This is a genomic window from Pseudomonas sp. PS02303 (assembly GCF_029959925.1).
GTDB lineage: Bacteria > Pseudomonadota > Gammaproteobacteria > Pseudomonadales > Pseudomonadaceae > Aquipseudomonas > Aquipseudomonas mandelii.
The window spans coordinates 21,341-37,033 of sequence record NZ_JASCOM010000042.1; the positions used below are offsets into that span (position 1 = coordinate 21,341).

The 15,693-nt window shown below is 59.6% G+C and carries 7 protein-coding genes; 3 read left to right on the forward strand and 4 right to left on the reverse strand.

Annotated elements, in window-relative coordinates; genetic code table 11:
* Nucleotides 1-19: 19 nt before the first annotated feature.
* Both QMX98_RS12835 and QMX98_RS12840 read right to left on the reverse strand, forming a co-directional pair.
* Complete coding sequence (locus QMX98_RS12835) at nt 20-5,092, reverse strand: NEL-type E3 ubiquitin ligase domain-containing protein (RefSeq protein WP_282410857.1); 5,073 nt, start codon at nt 5,090-5,092, stop codon at nt 20-22.
* A 150-nt stretch (nt 5,093-5,242) separates the two neighbouring features.
* Complete coding sequence (locus tag QMX98_RS12840; RefSeq protein ID WP_154501557.1) at nt 5,243-8,359, reverse strand: transglycosylase domain-containing protein; 3,117 nt, start codon at nt 8,357-8,359, stop codon at nt 5,243-5,245.
* A 614-nt stretch (nt 8,360-8,973) separates the two neighbouring features.
* On the opposite strand from QMX98_RS12840, the gene QMX98_RS12845 reads away from it, so the two are divergent.
* Complete coding sequence (locus QMX98_RS12845; RefSeq protein WP_102594185.1) at nt 8,974-10,395, forward strand: amino acid permease; 1,422 nt, start codon at nt 8,974-8,976, stop codon at nt 10,393-10,395.
* A 110-nt stretch (nt 10,396-10,505) separates the two neighbouring features.
* Here QMX98_RS12845 and QMX98_RS12850 read toward each other — a convergent pair whose 3' ends face one another.
* Entirely contained in the window at nt 10,506-11,633 is a 1,128-nt protein-coding gene (locus tag QMX98_RS12850; protein ID WP_102594184.1) for an OpgC domain-containing protein, read from the reverse strand.
* A gap of 249 nt (nt 11,634-11,882) precedes the next feature.
* Here QMX98_RS12850 and QMX98_RS12855 point away from each other — a divergent pair, with 249 nt between their 5' ends.
* Nucleotides 11,883-13,388, forward strand: coding sequence for a glucosyltransferase domain-containing protein (locus QMX98_RS12855; RefSeq protein ID WP_282410858.1), 1,506 nt, complete (start codon nt 11,883-11,885; stop codon nt 13,386-13,388).
* Nucleotides 13,389-13,507: 119 nt separating this feature from the next.
* Nucleotides 13,508-13,882, forward strand: coding sequence for a GtrA family protein (locus QMX98_RS12860; protein ID WP_282410859.1), 375 nt, complete (start codon nt 13,508-13,510; stop codon nt 13,880-13,882).
* A gap of 50 nt (nt 13,883-13,932) precedes the next feature.
* Here the strand turns inward: QMX98_RS12860 and QMX98_RS12865 are convergent, their stop codons facing one another.
* Complete coding sequence (locus tag QMX98_RS12865; RefSeq protein ID WP_010457746.1) at nt 13,933-15,552, reverse strand: FMN-binding glutamate synthase family protein; 1,620 nt, start codon at nt 15,550-15,552, stop codon at nt 13,933-13,935.
* Between the last annotated feature and the right edge of the window lie 141 nt (nt 15,553-15,693).

The window sequence follows — 15,693 nt, forward strand, 5'->3', positions numbered from 1 at the left end:
ATGCATCAGGGGTTGCCGATTACGGCTGTGCGTCTTTTTGCAGCGCTGCGCGGGTGAGTTTTCTGCTCAGCTCTTTTTCTTCGTAACCCATGTCGTGCAGCAATTGGCCGTAAACCTCATCGGTCATGTCCTGGTCCGTCAACACCACACTGTCATCGATATTCAGGCGCCGGGCGAGGTCTTGCAGACGCTGTTTGAGGGCGCGTCGTTGTGCAATTTGCTGGCCCTTGGAACTGGCCCAGGTGTGTTGGACTTCGCGTAACTCATCGAGCAAGTCGCTCTTGGTTTCGTAAAACCGGGTATTGCGCCGGAACTCGTTCGGATAGGTGTCCTGCAGGTATTTCTGCCAGAACGGCTGTTCGATCATGTCGTTGACCAACCCATCGCCGGCCTCCATCGACATCACCGTCTCGAAGGCGGTGTCGATGGTTTTGGTGTTCACACCGGCGATGGTGCGAAACAGCATCGTCTCCGATTGCCACGGTAAACCGAGGCGTTGAGCCAGGCCGGTTTCGTAGGCAAGGTACACCTCGACCTCATCCGGATTGCCCGGGCGGCTGCCGAAATCGGCACGGGCAATGTCATCCACGCGCGCGAGGCGAGCGGCACCTCTGGCCAGGTTCACCAGTTTGCTTTCAAGCACGGCGTTGGACGTCGACAAGGCATAGGCTTCGGAGGCGAGCACCTTGATACCCATGTGGTTGAACACCTGGGCCCCGGCATCGGCACAGGTGGTAGGCGCCCTGGCCATTTCGAACAGATCCTTGCGCAGCTCGGTGTCCAGGTCGATGGCTTCAATCATGCGCCATACCCGGCTGCTGAGTTGTTGGCGCAATTCACCACCGGCCTTGTAATCGGCCGAACGGGTCTGCTTCTGGATCAATGCAAAGAAATCCTTGGCGCCGGGCTCGGTCATCAATTCGTGCCAGGCTTCCTCGCGGAAGGTCCCCAGCCCTGAGACCTCGGCACTCCACCAGACCGAATCGTCTTGCATCGGCCACAGTTCTATCGCGTCACGCGCCGCGTCGATGTAGACCTGCTCGGGCGCGAGGCCGACTGACCGTCGATACGCCTTGAAGGTGATCAGGTTGGCGTCCGAGAGCTGCTCTTCGTACAAGCGGGTCCGGGCCAGGAGGAAGGCATCTTCCGAGCCGGGCACGACTTTCGGAATGACCCTGATCGGGTTCTCCTGCATATCCAGAAAGAAGCCGCGCGGTCGACGTTTGTTGGAGGGCCCGAACAGGCCGTCGGGCCAGGTGGTGGCGCCCGTGTTGCTCAAGCTCAGGATTCTCAGCCTGGGCATGCGTCCGACGTCCGGGAGCAGGCCCAGCTTCGCGTTGTCATCGAGCCTGAGGGTTTCCAGGCGGGTCAGATTTCGCAGTTGCTCGACAGCGGAGGGGGTCAACGTGATGTCGTTGTTCATCAGTCGCAACGTGCGCAGGTGGTGCATCTTGCCGATGGTGTCGGGAAGTCGCGTCAGGCCGCAGCTACGGGCGCTCAGTTGTCGCAGATGAGGGAAGGCGCCCAAGAGGCCGGAGGTAGTTTCGGAAAAGGTCGTGCGGTCCAGATTCAAGGTGCTGATCTGATCGAGGTAGTGTTTGATATCCGGCAGTTCCTTCCACCAGCGTTCGAGGTCGAGCACCTGGAATTCTGTGGACAGGTCCAGCGCATACCCGCCGTCGGCCGTGATGCTGCGTTCACCAAAAACCGTGGGCTTGCGTTTGAAACAGTCGATAAAGCGTTCGGCAATGTGCAACCCGCCACTGTTGACGAACCCGCGCTGATCCGGACCCCAGCTATCCGGCTGCTGGTAGCGCCAGCGATTCAACAGCACTCGCAGGTCGTCCAGTTCGCGGTCCAGTCGGGTCAGTGTCTGGTGCCCTTGCTCCTGCGAACCGAGGGATCGAACGAAGGTATTGACCTCGCGGTCGTTGAAGTGAGGGTAAATGTCCTGCACCCGTTGGGTGAGCGTGGGGGCTACTGTGGAGAAGCCGGGACCGCGCAACAGGATCATGTCTTCATGGTCAGCCAGCGGACGGATCGGCGGGGCGGCGAGCGCCGTGCGGCGCTGCGCCGGTGTCTCGGTCTTGGCCATCACCCATTGCTTGAAGAACCCCCCCTGGCCTGGCCGATAACCCAACTGCGCCAGTTTGTTTTTCGGCAGGGCGTTGAGAACGGCTTCGTAAAAGTCAGTGGCGTCGTGCAGTTTTCGGTTGTCACCGTCCCAGACTTCGAACCGGTTGCCATCGTCCTTGACCAGCACCCGGACCATCGACGCGTCTTCGGCCCCTACACGGCTACGCAAGGGACCGGCATCGTTGCCTTCACGAACCTCGATGCGCAATTGCGCGAACGTGTCGGTATGAATCCTCAAGGCGTTCAGCACCAGGCTTTCGGTTTGCGCCACCCACTGCGCGCCGTCCTGGAAGCCTTCATAGGCGTGGTTGGTCCGGGCTTCGAAGGCCGCCTCACGGGCGCGGCTCTTGAGGCTCAAGGGCAGTCGTTGCGTTTGGGTCATGCGCTTGAGGTCGGCAGCGTCGGTGGTGTTCAGCAGCGTCGCGGCGGCACGGGACGGCAACTCGGGAAAGGTGTGGCGCATGAGTCGCAGCGGCGGATCGTCGAACGCCTGGGCCCCTTGGTAAAGCTGATTGATGATGTCTGGGGTCAGCCGTTCGGCTTCGTCCGCCAGTCGATTGCGCAAGGCTTGCACCCGTTCGCGTTGGGCGGTGGACCGACCGAGCACGGCGTGCAGTTCTTCTTCGTTGAGAAACTCGACAAGGTCTGGCGCAAATTGCTCGCTCATGAGGTTGGACAAACTGGTGGGCAGGGTCTGTTCGGCCGTCGCATCGGCATTGCCGTACTGGCGGAACCGGCCGCTCATGTCGGCGTTTTCGTAGACCTTCAGGGCTTTGTCCGCGGGCCAGCCGTCCAGGTAAGTCGCCAGCGGTTCAAACCAGTAGGAGGAGGGATCCAGAGGCTGGCCTGAACGAATTCGCTCGATGGCCTGGCGGGTCTGGCGCTGGATGTTCAAGCGGGTGAGGCTGTCATCGAGTAACGGTGGCGGGGCCGTGTTGTCGACGTACATCCGGCGCAGCGCACCGTCGTCGGTACCGCTGGCGATGCGAACGGCTTCGAGTTCCGTGTCGCTGAAGCCCTCCACGGTGTGGCCGAGACGGCGCATCAACGTCGGACGATTCCAGGCTCGCGGGTTCTCGGCTTCATGGGTCCAGGCGCCGAGGCCGTTGTGTTTCAACTCGGGCAGGTAAGCATTGTCGCGATGCGGGTGTTTGACCCGGTAGTTGCCGGTTTGCGGATCCTTTTGCACGGCGTAGTGCTTGTCATCCAGCGGCAGAACAGCCTCGCCCTCGTGAGCGTGCAGCCCCAGCGCGTCAGGTCTGGAGTCCGGCGATAACTGCACATCCGGCCATTCATAAGGTTTGAGGTCGGGGTGCCACAGCCGGGGTTCGCCATTGGGCAGGGTGACCGGTTTCATGCCTTCGATCAGCGGCGACAGTTTCAGGCGTGCCAGCGCACCGATCTGCGCACCGGCGGCGAACGCTTCCAGCTGAAGAACATCGGTGACCAGGCCGACAATGTGTTCGGTGGCTTCAGTCCACAGTCCCAGGGTCATGTCGACGAGGCCTTCGATGGCGTCGCTGGCCATCTGATAAGCCATGTAGCCCATCATCAGCTGACCCAGTCCGGGCACGAACGGCGTGACGACCATCAGGGCGATGTTGAAGATGTCCGAGACGATTTTCTTGAAGTTCTCCCACCAGGCCCATCGTGCATGGGTATCGGCATCGGCGGTGGACACGGCGATGTGACGGGCGTCATTGAGGACCTTGTTGAGCTTTTGCTCGAACAGGTACTGCCAGAGTTCGCCGCTGATCGGTGCGGTGTTGAACTGCAGACGAGGGGCAGTGATAGCCTCTTCGCGCCAGCTCGGCCTCTGGTCCAGCGGCTCTTTGCGATGCCATTTCACTTGGAACAGGCGTTGTTGCAGCCCGCCGAAAAAATGCCCCCGATCGGATTGATCGACGAACCGGCTGAAGAATTGCTGGTAGGTCATGCCGGTGGAGGAGATGACAGCGTTGTCGCGCAGCTGACGCGTCAGCTCTTTCATCAGCGCGAGGGTCGAGGGGTACTCTTTCAGCGGGTGCTCGGGGTCTTGTGGGACATACGCGAAGATCGGCACTACCTTATGGACCCGGTTCAGATCCGGCGTAATCAAGACGATGCCGGTCAGCAGGCTGTCGAGCATGGACAGTTTGGCGAACTGCATGATTCGGCCTTTGCGGGTGAGGTTGCGCTGGCCATCGAGCATCATCAGGATCAGGTCACCGGCATCGGCGTCGATGTCGCCCTTCAGGACGGCCAGCCTGGCGGCGGCTTTAAACGCGGCTTTCTCGTTCTCGATGATCTTGTGTTTCAAAACCACTTGGGCGAGGCCATCCCTGGGCCGCAATTGTTCTTCGAGGTATTTCGTGTAGCGCGCGCCAATGTCCAGCGTGCGACACAGGGTCTGGAACTGGGCGATGGACATTTTGCGTTTGATCGCCAGGGTGTCGAAATGCCCGCGGGCATCGGGCTGGCTGATGAAGTTCGAGTCCGCCTCGCAGGTTTCGTGGCTCGCGAAGTTATGCAGGGCCGCGTCCAGCAGCGAAACGGTGCGGGTCACCACGCCGTTGAGGTTGCTGGCATACCAGGGGAGCTGTTTGGGTAGATAAAGGTGCAGGTAAGTGGTCTTTACATCGACGTCGACACCGAACTGTTCCAGCAACGCCCTGGTCAGCAACGGTTCGGCGAATTCGTAAACGCCTTGGACCTTGTCCATGACCCGGTCGACAGTGTTTTGAGCGGACCAGAGGTTGAGGTTGGCGTGTTGTAGCGGGGAGTGATCGAAACCCTTGGTGTTCTGTACCCAATACCCTGAAGCCGTTTGCGTGAGGCTCAGTTCCCGGATCCGTCGCAGTGACGCGTCCTTGAACGTGGGGTGGATACGGCTTTTGATGAAATCGTAGTGGCGACCTTTATTGTCATCCGCCCCCCGTGTCGGTCGCGCTGATATACGTCCGTGTAAGTCAGTCATGCTTTTAATAAACCTTGAGCGTTAAGTGGAATGACCAGCCTAACGCCCGAGGCTCAAAGTAAAAGCCTGAATTACCGCTGCTTAATCAGTGTCAGCCGCCCATAAACATTGGAATTACCAATGCCGAAAATAGGTAATTACCGCCTTTTTTCAGCGCCGTGCGACCTCCACCGGCAGGCATTGTGTATGCGCACCCGGTTGCAGATAGGGCGTGAGAATCGGTGCCATGCCTTTGAGCACTTGCACGGGCAGCGCCGAGGTGAACTTGAAGGCCTCGGCGGTGCGCCCGGGCACGAAGGCGGTCAACGTACCGAAGTGGCTGTCACCGATATAGAACACGAAAGTGGCGGTGCGGTTGATCGACTTCGAACTCAGGATCCGCCCGCCGGAACCAATGGCTTCGATGCGGTTATCCCCGGTCCCGGTCTTGCCGCCCATCGCTAGGGGTTTGCCATCGGGGGTGATGAAACTGCCGGACACCCGTTTGGCCGTACCGGCATCCACAACCTGCGACAACGCCTCGCGCATGGCCGTGGCCACTTCGGACGGCATCACTCGTTTGCCGGCGTCTGGGTCATTGATCAGTTTGGTTTCATACGGGGTGTTCGCCGCGAAGTGCAGGGTGTCGATGCGCAATGTCGGCATGCGCACACCATCGTTGAGGATGGTGCCGATCAACTCGCCCAAGGCGGCCGGGCGATCGCCGGAACTGCCGATGGCGGTGGCCAGCGACGGTACCAGGTGATCGAACGGGTAACCGACTTTCTGCCAGCGCTGATGAATGTCCAGGAACGCTTCGATTTCCAGCATGGTGCGAATACGGCTGTCGCGGGCGCCCTTGTGACGACTCTTGAACAGCCAGCTGTAGACTTCCTGACGCTCGAACTGGCTGGCTTTGACGATCTGGCTCCACTTGGCATCCGGGTTGTTCAGAAGGTAGCCCATGAGCCACAGGTCCAGCGGGTGAACCTTGGCGATGAAACCCTGATCCGGCAAGTCGTAGGCGCCGGGGCTGTAATTTTCGTAGAGCCGTTGCAGGCGTTCGTCGGTGAGTTTTTCGGTGAGCTTGGCGCCTTTGAGGTGCGCGCGCACGAAGGCATTGAAGCTTTCCTGGCTGGCCTGGGGCAGCAAATAGCGGTGCACCGCCGCCAGGCGAATCGGCGTCGGACGCATGCTGTCCAGGAAGGTGTCGAGCCGCGCCTGGGTGTCCTTGTTTTTGTATTTCTTCCAGAACTTGAGCAGGAACGAAGTCCCTTCGCGGTCGGCGAAACTGGCCAGGTATTCCTGACGCCGCGGGTCGCGATCGTCCTTGAGCAATTCGGCGCTGTTGTTGGGGCCGGAGTACGTGGTGTAGCGCACCAGGTCACGCATCAGGCGAATGAACGGCAGGTTGATCGACTCACGCAACGCATCACGCAGGGTCGGAATGCGACCGTTGTCTTCCTTGCGGAAGTTGACGAAGGTGTGCAGCCCGCCGCCGGTGAAAAACGCTTCGCCGGGGCTGGCCGAATATTTACGATCCAGCGCGGCACCGAGCATGGCCGGCAGGTTGCGGTCCTTGTTCTCAATCAGGTAGTCGATGGCCCAGCGACTCAGGCGATCCTGATCGGGGATGTCGACTTTCTTCAGTTCCGGGACGGTCATTTCGGCATATTTATCGTGCAGCTCGGCCATGATTTGCAGGTAGGTGGTGAGCACGCGCATTTTCGCGGTAGAGCCCAGTTCCAGCTTGCTGCCTTCATTGATGTCGAACGGCTGGTCGGTGCTGTCGGTCTGTACCCGCACACGCGCGCCGTCCGGTGTCAGCTCAAACAATGTGAAGCTGTAGCGCACCTGAGTGGTGCTGGTGGGGGTGAGCAAGCGTTCGCCCATCAGTCCGATTTGTGTGGCGAACGCCGGGTCGGCCAGGCGCTTGAGATACTCGGTAGCCTGGCTTTGCAATTCACCTTGCAGGGTGCTGGTGGCGGAAAGGTCGAGGCGGTCGAGATCGTACAGCGGACGATTGAGCAACCCGCCCAGACGGCTGCGCGCCACGCTGATGCCTTTGTTGGTTTCAATCGGCTGGATGGTCGGCTGGGTCTGCCAGTCGCGGTAGGTCACCTGGCTGGCCAGGGCGGCGGCGGCGAAGGGTGCGTCGATCACGCCATTCGCCGCCAGCAGGCGGATGTGGCTGTCGGTGAGGTCGGCCAGTTCATCATGACCCTTGGTCAGGTAGTGAGAAGGGCGGCGCTGGGCGATCATCAGCGAGAGCATTTCACGCAGCGCCAGGCCTTTTTCGGCCATGCTCTTGGGGTCCGTGTCGGTGCTGGCCAGCCGTTCGTTGGCCTTGTTGAAGTCGGCGCCGTACCAGACGCGCAACCCTTCGGCCATGCCATGCACTTCACCGTGTCCCGGTACCGCCGACAGCGGCACGCTATTGAGGTAATCGCGCACCACATTTTGCCGGACCTGCAAGGTTTCCGGACCCGCTTGATAAGCACGCACGGTGGCGGAAATCATCTGTCGGATCTTTTCCGCGCCTGACACCGTCAGGCCATCGGGCGAGTGCCGGTATTTCTCCAGTTGCGTCGCCAGCGTACTGCCGCCCGCCGACTGCCCTGGTATATGCAGCAGCTTGGCAACCTGGGACCAGATCGCCATGCCGAACCGTGGCCAGTCCACGGCGGGGTTGGCCAGGGGCTGACGAGGATCGAGCAAAAAGCGGTTTTCAATAAACAGCAGGCTGCTGACCACCACGGGCGGAATCGACTCAAAGCTTGAATACAGCTGTTGGGGGTATTTGTACTGGTACAGCGGTGCCGCACGGCAATCGGTGATCGACAGTCCAGCCTGTATTTTCTCCGCGTAAGGCACGAAAAAGCCCTTGTCGGTGTAGTTCATCAGCTTTTCAGAGAAGCGGGTTTGCGACGCAATGACGTAGTCACGCTTGAGCAATCGCGGCAGAAACTCACCCAGCGAGCTGTAGCCCAGACGCAAGTCGAAAGGGCCTGCGCCTGGATAGCGAATCGCGTCGCTGGGGCCGGGTTTCATTTCGTAACTCAGGGAGGCGGCGAATTTGCTGACCTCGCGGGATTGAAACTTCGAGGTACGCATTTCCTTGGCAGCGGCAAGCCCCAGGACAATCAGGATAATAATCAGCAACAACCAAAACGCCCCCCAGCCATGCTTTGTGCGACTGCCAGGGGGTTTTTCAGGAATAGGCGCTTCATCCACACGTTCAGTCGGGACCACAGTTTTACTCGTATCGGTTTGCCATAACGCGCCCATAGTCGACTGATCCATTCACGCAGATTGATCTGACTTGTCTGAAGCTTAGTCGGTGGTTGGCGATGGTGAAGAAATTGTGGACGCACAGATCTCAAATATTCCCCATTCCCTGTGGCGAGGGAGCTTGCTCCCGCTGGGCTGCGGAGCAGACCCGAATTTGCCATCTCGGTCTTTTAGTAGAACCGCGATCAAAGGTTTTGCGACTGCTGCGCAGCCGAGCGGGAGCAAGCTCCCTCGCCACAGGTAGTGCCTGCCTGAAATGCCCTTCCTAGACACGTCGAATAGCAAATAAGGCCCGGCCAGGGGCATGACGATGCACCAATGCTGTGCAATACTCGGCGGCGTTTCAGTTGGTGAAAGATCCTACAAAAGTCAGGTAATGCCCCTCCGCTAACCGGGCTTTTCCCGAGAGTTCTGGCTGAATGTTGTGGTTTATAGAGTGAAAAACCCTGTTCGAAGCTTTTTATACTGCACGCCCCGCTGATCTTGCCGGTGTTGTCCTGCAAGACGGGTTTGCTCACGAAGCAGGCCCGGTTTCTCAGAAGCAATGGCTTACCGGTCAGCGCTTTGTTACTCGGTGGTCATATCCAATAACAAGACGAGGTTGTACCCCTATGCCAGTCGGCAATCATCTGCCCCATGGCGAGACCGCTCAGGGCGGCCCGCTTAAACGCGAACTCGGCGAACGGCATATCCGCTTGATGGCGCTCGGAGCGTGTATCGGCGTCGGTCTGTTCCTCGGTTCGGCCAAGGCCATCGAAATGGCCGGCCCCGCCATCATGCTGTCCTACATCATCGGCGGTCTGGCGATCCTGGTGATCATGCGCGCCCTCGGTGAGATGGCCGTGCACAACCCGGTCGCCGGCTCCTTCAGCCGTTACGCTCAAGACTACCTCGGCCCCTTGGCGGGCTTCCTGACAGGCTGGAATTACTGGTTCCTGTGGCTGGTGACCTGTGTCGCGGAAATCACCGCCGTGGCGGTGTACATGGGCGTCTGGTTCCCCGATGTGCCGCGCTGGATCTGGGCACTCGCCGCGTTGATCAGCATGGGTTCGATCAACCTGATCGCGGTGAAAGCCTTCGGTGAATTCGAGTTCTGGTTCGCCCTGATCAAGATCGTCACCATCATTGCGATGGTGATCGGCGGTATCGGCGTGATCGCGTTCGGTTTCGGCAATGACGGCGTGGCGCTGGGGATTTCCAATCTCTGGGCCCACGGCGGCTTCATGCCCAACGGCGTGCAAGGCGTATTGATGTCGCTGCAGATGGTGATGTTCGCCTACCTCGGTGTCGAGATGATCGGCCTGACCGCCGGTGAAGCGAAGAACCCGCAGAAGACCATTCCCAACGCGATCGGCTCGGTGTTCTGGCGGATTCTGCTGTTCTACGTCGGTGCGTTGTTCGTGATCCTGTCGATCTACCCGTGGAACGAAATCGGCACCCAGGGCAGTCCGTTCGTGATGACGTTCGAGCGCCTGGGGATCAAGACCGCGGCCGGCATCATCAACTTCGTGGTAATCACCGCGGCGCTGTCGTCCTGCAATGGTGGCATCTTCAGCACCGGGCGCATGCTTTACAGCCTGGCGCAGAATGGCCAGGCCCCGGCCGGTTTTGCCACCACATCGAGCAACGGCGTGCCCCGTCGCGCGTTGCTGTTGTCGATCTTCGTGCTGTTGCTGGGCGTGCTGCTCAACTACATGGTCCCGGAAAAAGTCTTCGTCTGGGTGACGGCGATTGCCACTTTCGGCGCGATCTGGACCTGGGTGATGATCCTGCTGGCCCAGCTCAAATTCCGCAAAGGCCTGAGTGCCAGCGAACGTGCCGGTCTGAAATACAAGATGTGGCTGTACCCGGTCAGCTCGTACCTGGCGCTGGCGTTCCTGATGTTGGTGGTCGGCCTGATGGCTTACTTCCCGGAAACCCGCGTGGCGCTGTACGTCGGCCCGGCGTTCCTGGTGCTGCTGACGGTGTTGTTCTACGTGTTCAAGCTGCAACCGACCAATGTGTCGCAAGGTGCGGTGCGTTCGGCTGCGTAAGTCGTAACGCCTGAAACGCAAAAGCCCCGGTCCATTGGCCGGGGCCTTTTATTGGCTGACGAAATCTCCGGTGGCGAGCGAGCTGGCTCGCCACAAAGGTGCGGTGTTTCTTAACGGACGGCGACCGGTTGAATCGGTGCGGTCAGGCGCTTGTTGAAATCCAGCCAAACCCCCAACAACCCCATCAATCCTGCACCCACCAGCGCGGTGAAGATTTGCATGGCAAACGCATCGTCGGTCAGGGCATTGATCATGTCTGCCAGCGGCGCGAGCAACACCCCGAGGCAGAACACTTCCAGCGAATAACGGCCCATGCGACTGCATTGCCGGGCCAGCCAGTTCTGCGTCCAGCCAGTGTCCGGCAACAGTTTCGCCGTGACATACGCCAGCGCCAGGAAGTGCAGCAGTCGCACCGGCGACAGGTCGGTCTTGCTGATCGGGTACAACAGATTGCTCAGGCTGGTCGGAACCATCGCATCATGCAGTTGCGGCCACCGCCACAATACGGTCAGTACACCGGCGACGCCTGCGTATAACGCCGCACTCACAAACAATGGCTGGCGCAGCAACGGGCGCCTGTCGGGCAAGCGTGGGCGCTGCGTGTGAATCGCAGCGGCACCGCCGAGTACGAACAACAGTTGCCAGGCGACGGGGTTGAAGTACCACACGCCGTCCTTGATGGCCGCCAGATTCCAGCCGAACAACGGCACCGTCAGGTACACCGCAAACGACATCGCCACCACCACCCATGGTTTGCGCACAAATATCGGCAGCACCAGCGGCAAACCGGCCAGCAGCACGATGTAGAGCGGCAATGGGTCCATCAGGTTCGGTTTGAAGCGCAACAGCAACTCATCGATCAAGGCTTGCTGCGGATTGCTGATGAAGTGGTGCATGCCCATCTCCTCCACCAGATCTCGGGTCTCCACATGGCTGTTGGCGAAGAACACGATGCCCATCAGCATCGCCAGCAGGAAAATATGCACCACATACAGCACCCAGGCGCGGCGCAGGATTTTCACGCAGGCAATCAGGTAACCGTCGCGGGCCAGGATCTTGCCGTAGGCCAGGACCGCCGCGTAACCGGCGAGAAACACGAAGACTTCGGCGGCATCGCTGAAGCCGACGTTACGCAGAGTGATTTGACCCAGCGGGTTGTGGGGCACGTGATCCCAGAAAATGAAGATCAGCGCCAGGCCTCGGAAAAAGTCGATCCGGTGATCGCGTTCAGTCGTCATGGCTGCGGGCTCTGGAACGGGGTTTGAAGTAGGAGCGCCGGCGACACAAAAGGTTGCGCGCTGCACATTGGCGGCGCGCAGGGTGCAGGGATTCGGCGGCAATTGCAAAGTGCGGATATTACGGAGTGTCTCTGTGCACTGCCGAGGCGACAACCGCCTGTCTAAAAGACACGCAGGTCGGCGATCTCTGACGACCGTCGAGGTTCAAAGCTTTATTGATTGAAGGCGGAATTCCCTTGAGGCGCCGGCATGCAGATCTGCGAATGGCTCGACAAAGAACTCACCGGCCGCCAAGTCTGGTTGTTGTTTCTTTTCGCGACGCTGGTGTACATCCTGCCGCTGATCCTCGCGGATTATCCCTACATCGATGACAACTGGCGTGCCCTGGCCGCGGGTACCGGCTGGGCGGAGGACGGCCGGCTGTTCGCGCAGTGGTTCTACAACCTGCTGACCTTCAGCGGCGCCGCGCCGAACATCTTCCCGCTGCCGCTGTTGATCGCCACGCTGGCGATGAGCTGGGCCCTGACCCGGCTGACGTTTCACTATTTCCCCGAACCGACGTTCGCCCATTGCCTGGTGGTGCTGCCGCTTTGGTACAACCCGTTCTTCCTGCAAAACCTGTCGTACCAATACGACGGACCGAGCATGGCGCTCAGCCTGGTGGCGGTGATCTACGCGATCACCTTCCAAAGCCCTTCTCGCGTTCAGCACCTGCTGATACCGGCCGCGCTGATCGCCTTGGCCATCGGGCTTTATCAGGTCAGCTTTAATGTGTTTCTCGGTCTGTGTTGTATGGAGTTGCTGCGGCGCACGGACGACCCATTGGCATGGCCTGCGTGGTGGCGATTGATCGGCTGCAAAGTTGTACAGGTGGGTCTGGCAGGGTTGATCTATTACGCCACCGCCTATTCCTTCATGACTCAGAAGCGCACCTCATTGTTGAACGGGGCAGCGGCGCCGTTGCAGCAAATAGAAACCAGCGCGGGCTGGGTGCTGGAAAAAATCGTGCTGCTGTTCCATGGCGGCTTTGCCTGGGTATTCGCCGCGCTGTCGCTGTGCGCCCTGTTCGGTGCCGTGCGCGTGGGACAGCGCGTGCTGGAGCGTGCCGGTACTGGGCTGAACAAAACCATGATCGGCCTGCTGTGCCTGTTGATCTTGCCCGTCCTGATGGTGCTGGTGCCGGGCGTCTCATTGTTTTTCCGCGACTTCAATGAAGGCGCCCGAACCTTGATGGGCTTTGCTGTCGTGCTCGTATTGCTGTTCTACCTGAGCCATCTGGCGCTGGCGTCGGTGCACGGAAAGCTGCCGCTGCTGTTGCTGGTCCCATTGTTGGCGATGCTTTCACTTTCCTTCGCGTATGGACGGGTGCTGACGTTACAAAAAACCTTCGCGACGAATGCGCTGTACGCCTTGAGTGCCGACATTGCTTCGCGCCCGGCGTTGCGCGAAGCCAAGCGCATTTATATGTCGGTGACGTACTCCGATCACTGGCTGGTGGGGGCCGCCGGGTCGTTCAAGCAGATGCCGGTTTTGCATTACTTGTTGAACATCGACTTCTACATGCTCGCGGAAAATCTGCCGAAAACAGGCATCACTAATGTGGTCAGGGAAAAGGAACGGCGTAACGCGACGCTGGTGGGTTATCAGGGGTATCCACCGCTGGTGGACAGTCTGTTTTATCGGATTTATCTGTTGGGGGACTACGGCTTTATTGTCATGAAAGAACCCGCCCGGGTCCGCTTTCTCCAGTGGTGAACCCCGTGACCATTGGTCTGGAATGCCGCGCTACCTGTTAGTTCTTACAGTAGACGGGCACCTGTCCTCGACTTTAGGTTTGAACGGCGCCTGAAACGGGAATGGGTCAAGGATCGGACATGAAAGCTTTATGGAAAGAATTTTCTACCTACACAGTCATTGGAGTGGCCAATACGCTTATCCATTGGCAGCTATTTTATGTACTGTCCACTGCGGCCGAGCTTAGTCAGGCCGTCAGTAATTTTTCGGCGTTTTGTGTGGCCGCGACGTTCTCATTCTATGTGCATGCGCTCTACACGTTTGAGGCCGGGGGGGCGGTACTTCGTTATCTGCTGTATGTGTTTTTCATGGGGGGCATGAGTTTCGTTGTCGGACATTACGCTGATGTCTGGAAAATCCACGGGCTGATGACCGTAGGGTCGTTCTCGCTGTTGAGTCTGGTTTGCGGGTTTTTCTTCTCGAGATTTGTCCTGTATGGCGAGCGCGAAGCGTGAACGTGTCGCTGATGCCAGCCTGTCCGTAAGGCTGGCATGCAGAGCGATCTTTACGCAGCAACCACCTCATTAGGCTCAAAACTGTCCGCCCGCGCCATCTGCCACATCCGCGAGTAAAACTCGCCATTCACCTCACCGGTGAGCAATTCCCCCGGCTTCAAGAAAACATGCAACTGCGAGAACAACTTGATCTCGGTGGCCGACATGCGCCGCACCAGGTGTTTGGCCGACAGCTGTGAAGGATGATCGAGGCCGGCCGCCGCGAGCATTTCCGCCAGGGCCTTGAGTGTGTTGCGGTGGAAGTTGTAGACCCGCTGGGCCTTGTCCGGGACCACCAGCGCACGCTGGCGCAGGGTGTCCTGGGTGGCGACGCCGGTCGGGCATTTGTTGGTGTGGCAGCTTTGCGACTGGATGCAGCCGATGGCGAACATGAAGCCACGCGCCGAGTTGGCCCAGTCGGCGCCGATGGCCAGGACGCTGGCGATGTCGAAGGCACTGACGATCTTGCCGCTGGCACCGAGTTTGATTTTGTCCCGCAGGTTCAGGCCCACCAGCGTGTTGTGCACGAACAGCAGGCCTTCGCGCATCGGCACGCCGATGTGGTCGGTGAACTCCACGGGCGCGGCGCCGGTGCCGCCTTCCTTGCCGTCGACCACGATGAAGTCCGGGAGAATGCCGGTTTCCAGCATGGCCTTGGCAATGCCCATGAATTCCCACGGGTGACCGAGGCAGAACTTGAAGCCCACCGGTTTGCCGCCGGACAATTCACGCAACTGCTGGATGAACTGCATCAGTTCGATCGGCGTGGAAAACGCACTGTGCCGCGACGGCGAGATGCAATCTTCGCCCATCAGGATGCCGCGGGTTTCGGCGATTTCCTTGGTGACTTTGTGCTTGGGCAGGATGCCGCCATGCCCGGGTTTGGCCCCTTGCGACATCTTGATTTCGATCATCCGCACTTGCGGCGTTTGCGCCTGGGCGGCGAAGCGTTCCGGGTCGAAGCGGCCATCGGCAGTGCGACAGCCGAAGTAGCCGCTGCCCAGTTCCCAGGTCAGGTCGCCGCCGTTTTCCCGGTGATACGCACTGATGCTGCCTTCGCCGGTGTCATGGGCGAAGTTGCCGAGTTTGGCACCCTGGTTCAACGCACGAATGGCGTTGGCGCTGAGCGAGCCGAAGCTCATGGCCGAGATGTTGAACACCGAGGCCGAGTACGGCTGAGTGCACTGTGGGCCGCCGACGATGACGCGGAAATTGCTCGGGTCGCTCAACGGCGCGGGTCGCATCGAGTGGCCGATGAATTCGAAACCCGATTGGTACACATCGATCAGCGTGCCGAAGGGTTTGTCGGCGCTTTCATTCTTGGCCCGGGAATAGACCAGCGAGCGCTGGGCTCGGGAGAAGGGCAGGGCGTCGCTGTCGGATTCGAGCAGGTATTGCCGGATCTCCGGGCGAATACCCTCCACCAGATAACGAATGTTGCCCAGGATCGGGTAGTTGCGCCGCACCGCGTGAGGGCTTTGCAGCAGGTCGAACAGGCCCACCAAACTCAGGACGCCCGTCACGGCGGTGATTGGCCAGAGCCAGTCGTGTTCCAGGAAAGGCAGGCTGGCGAGGGTGAAAATCACACAGGCAGCAAAGAAGGCGTAGCGGCTCAGGAGTGACAGGCTCATACGGGTTCCTTGGTTCGGACTCAATAATTTCAACGCAGCAGGTGCATGGATACACACAGATCCCTGTGGGAGTGAGCCTGCTCGCGATTGCGGTGGTTCAGTCGATATCAATGCTGAATGAAAGACCGCAATCGCGAGCAG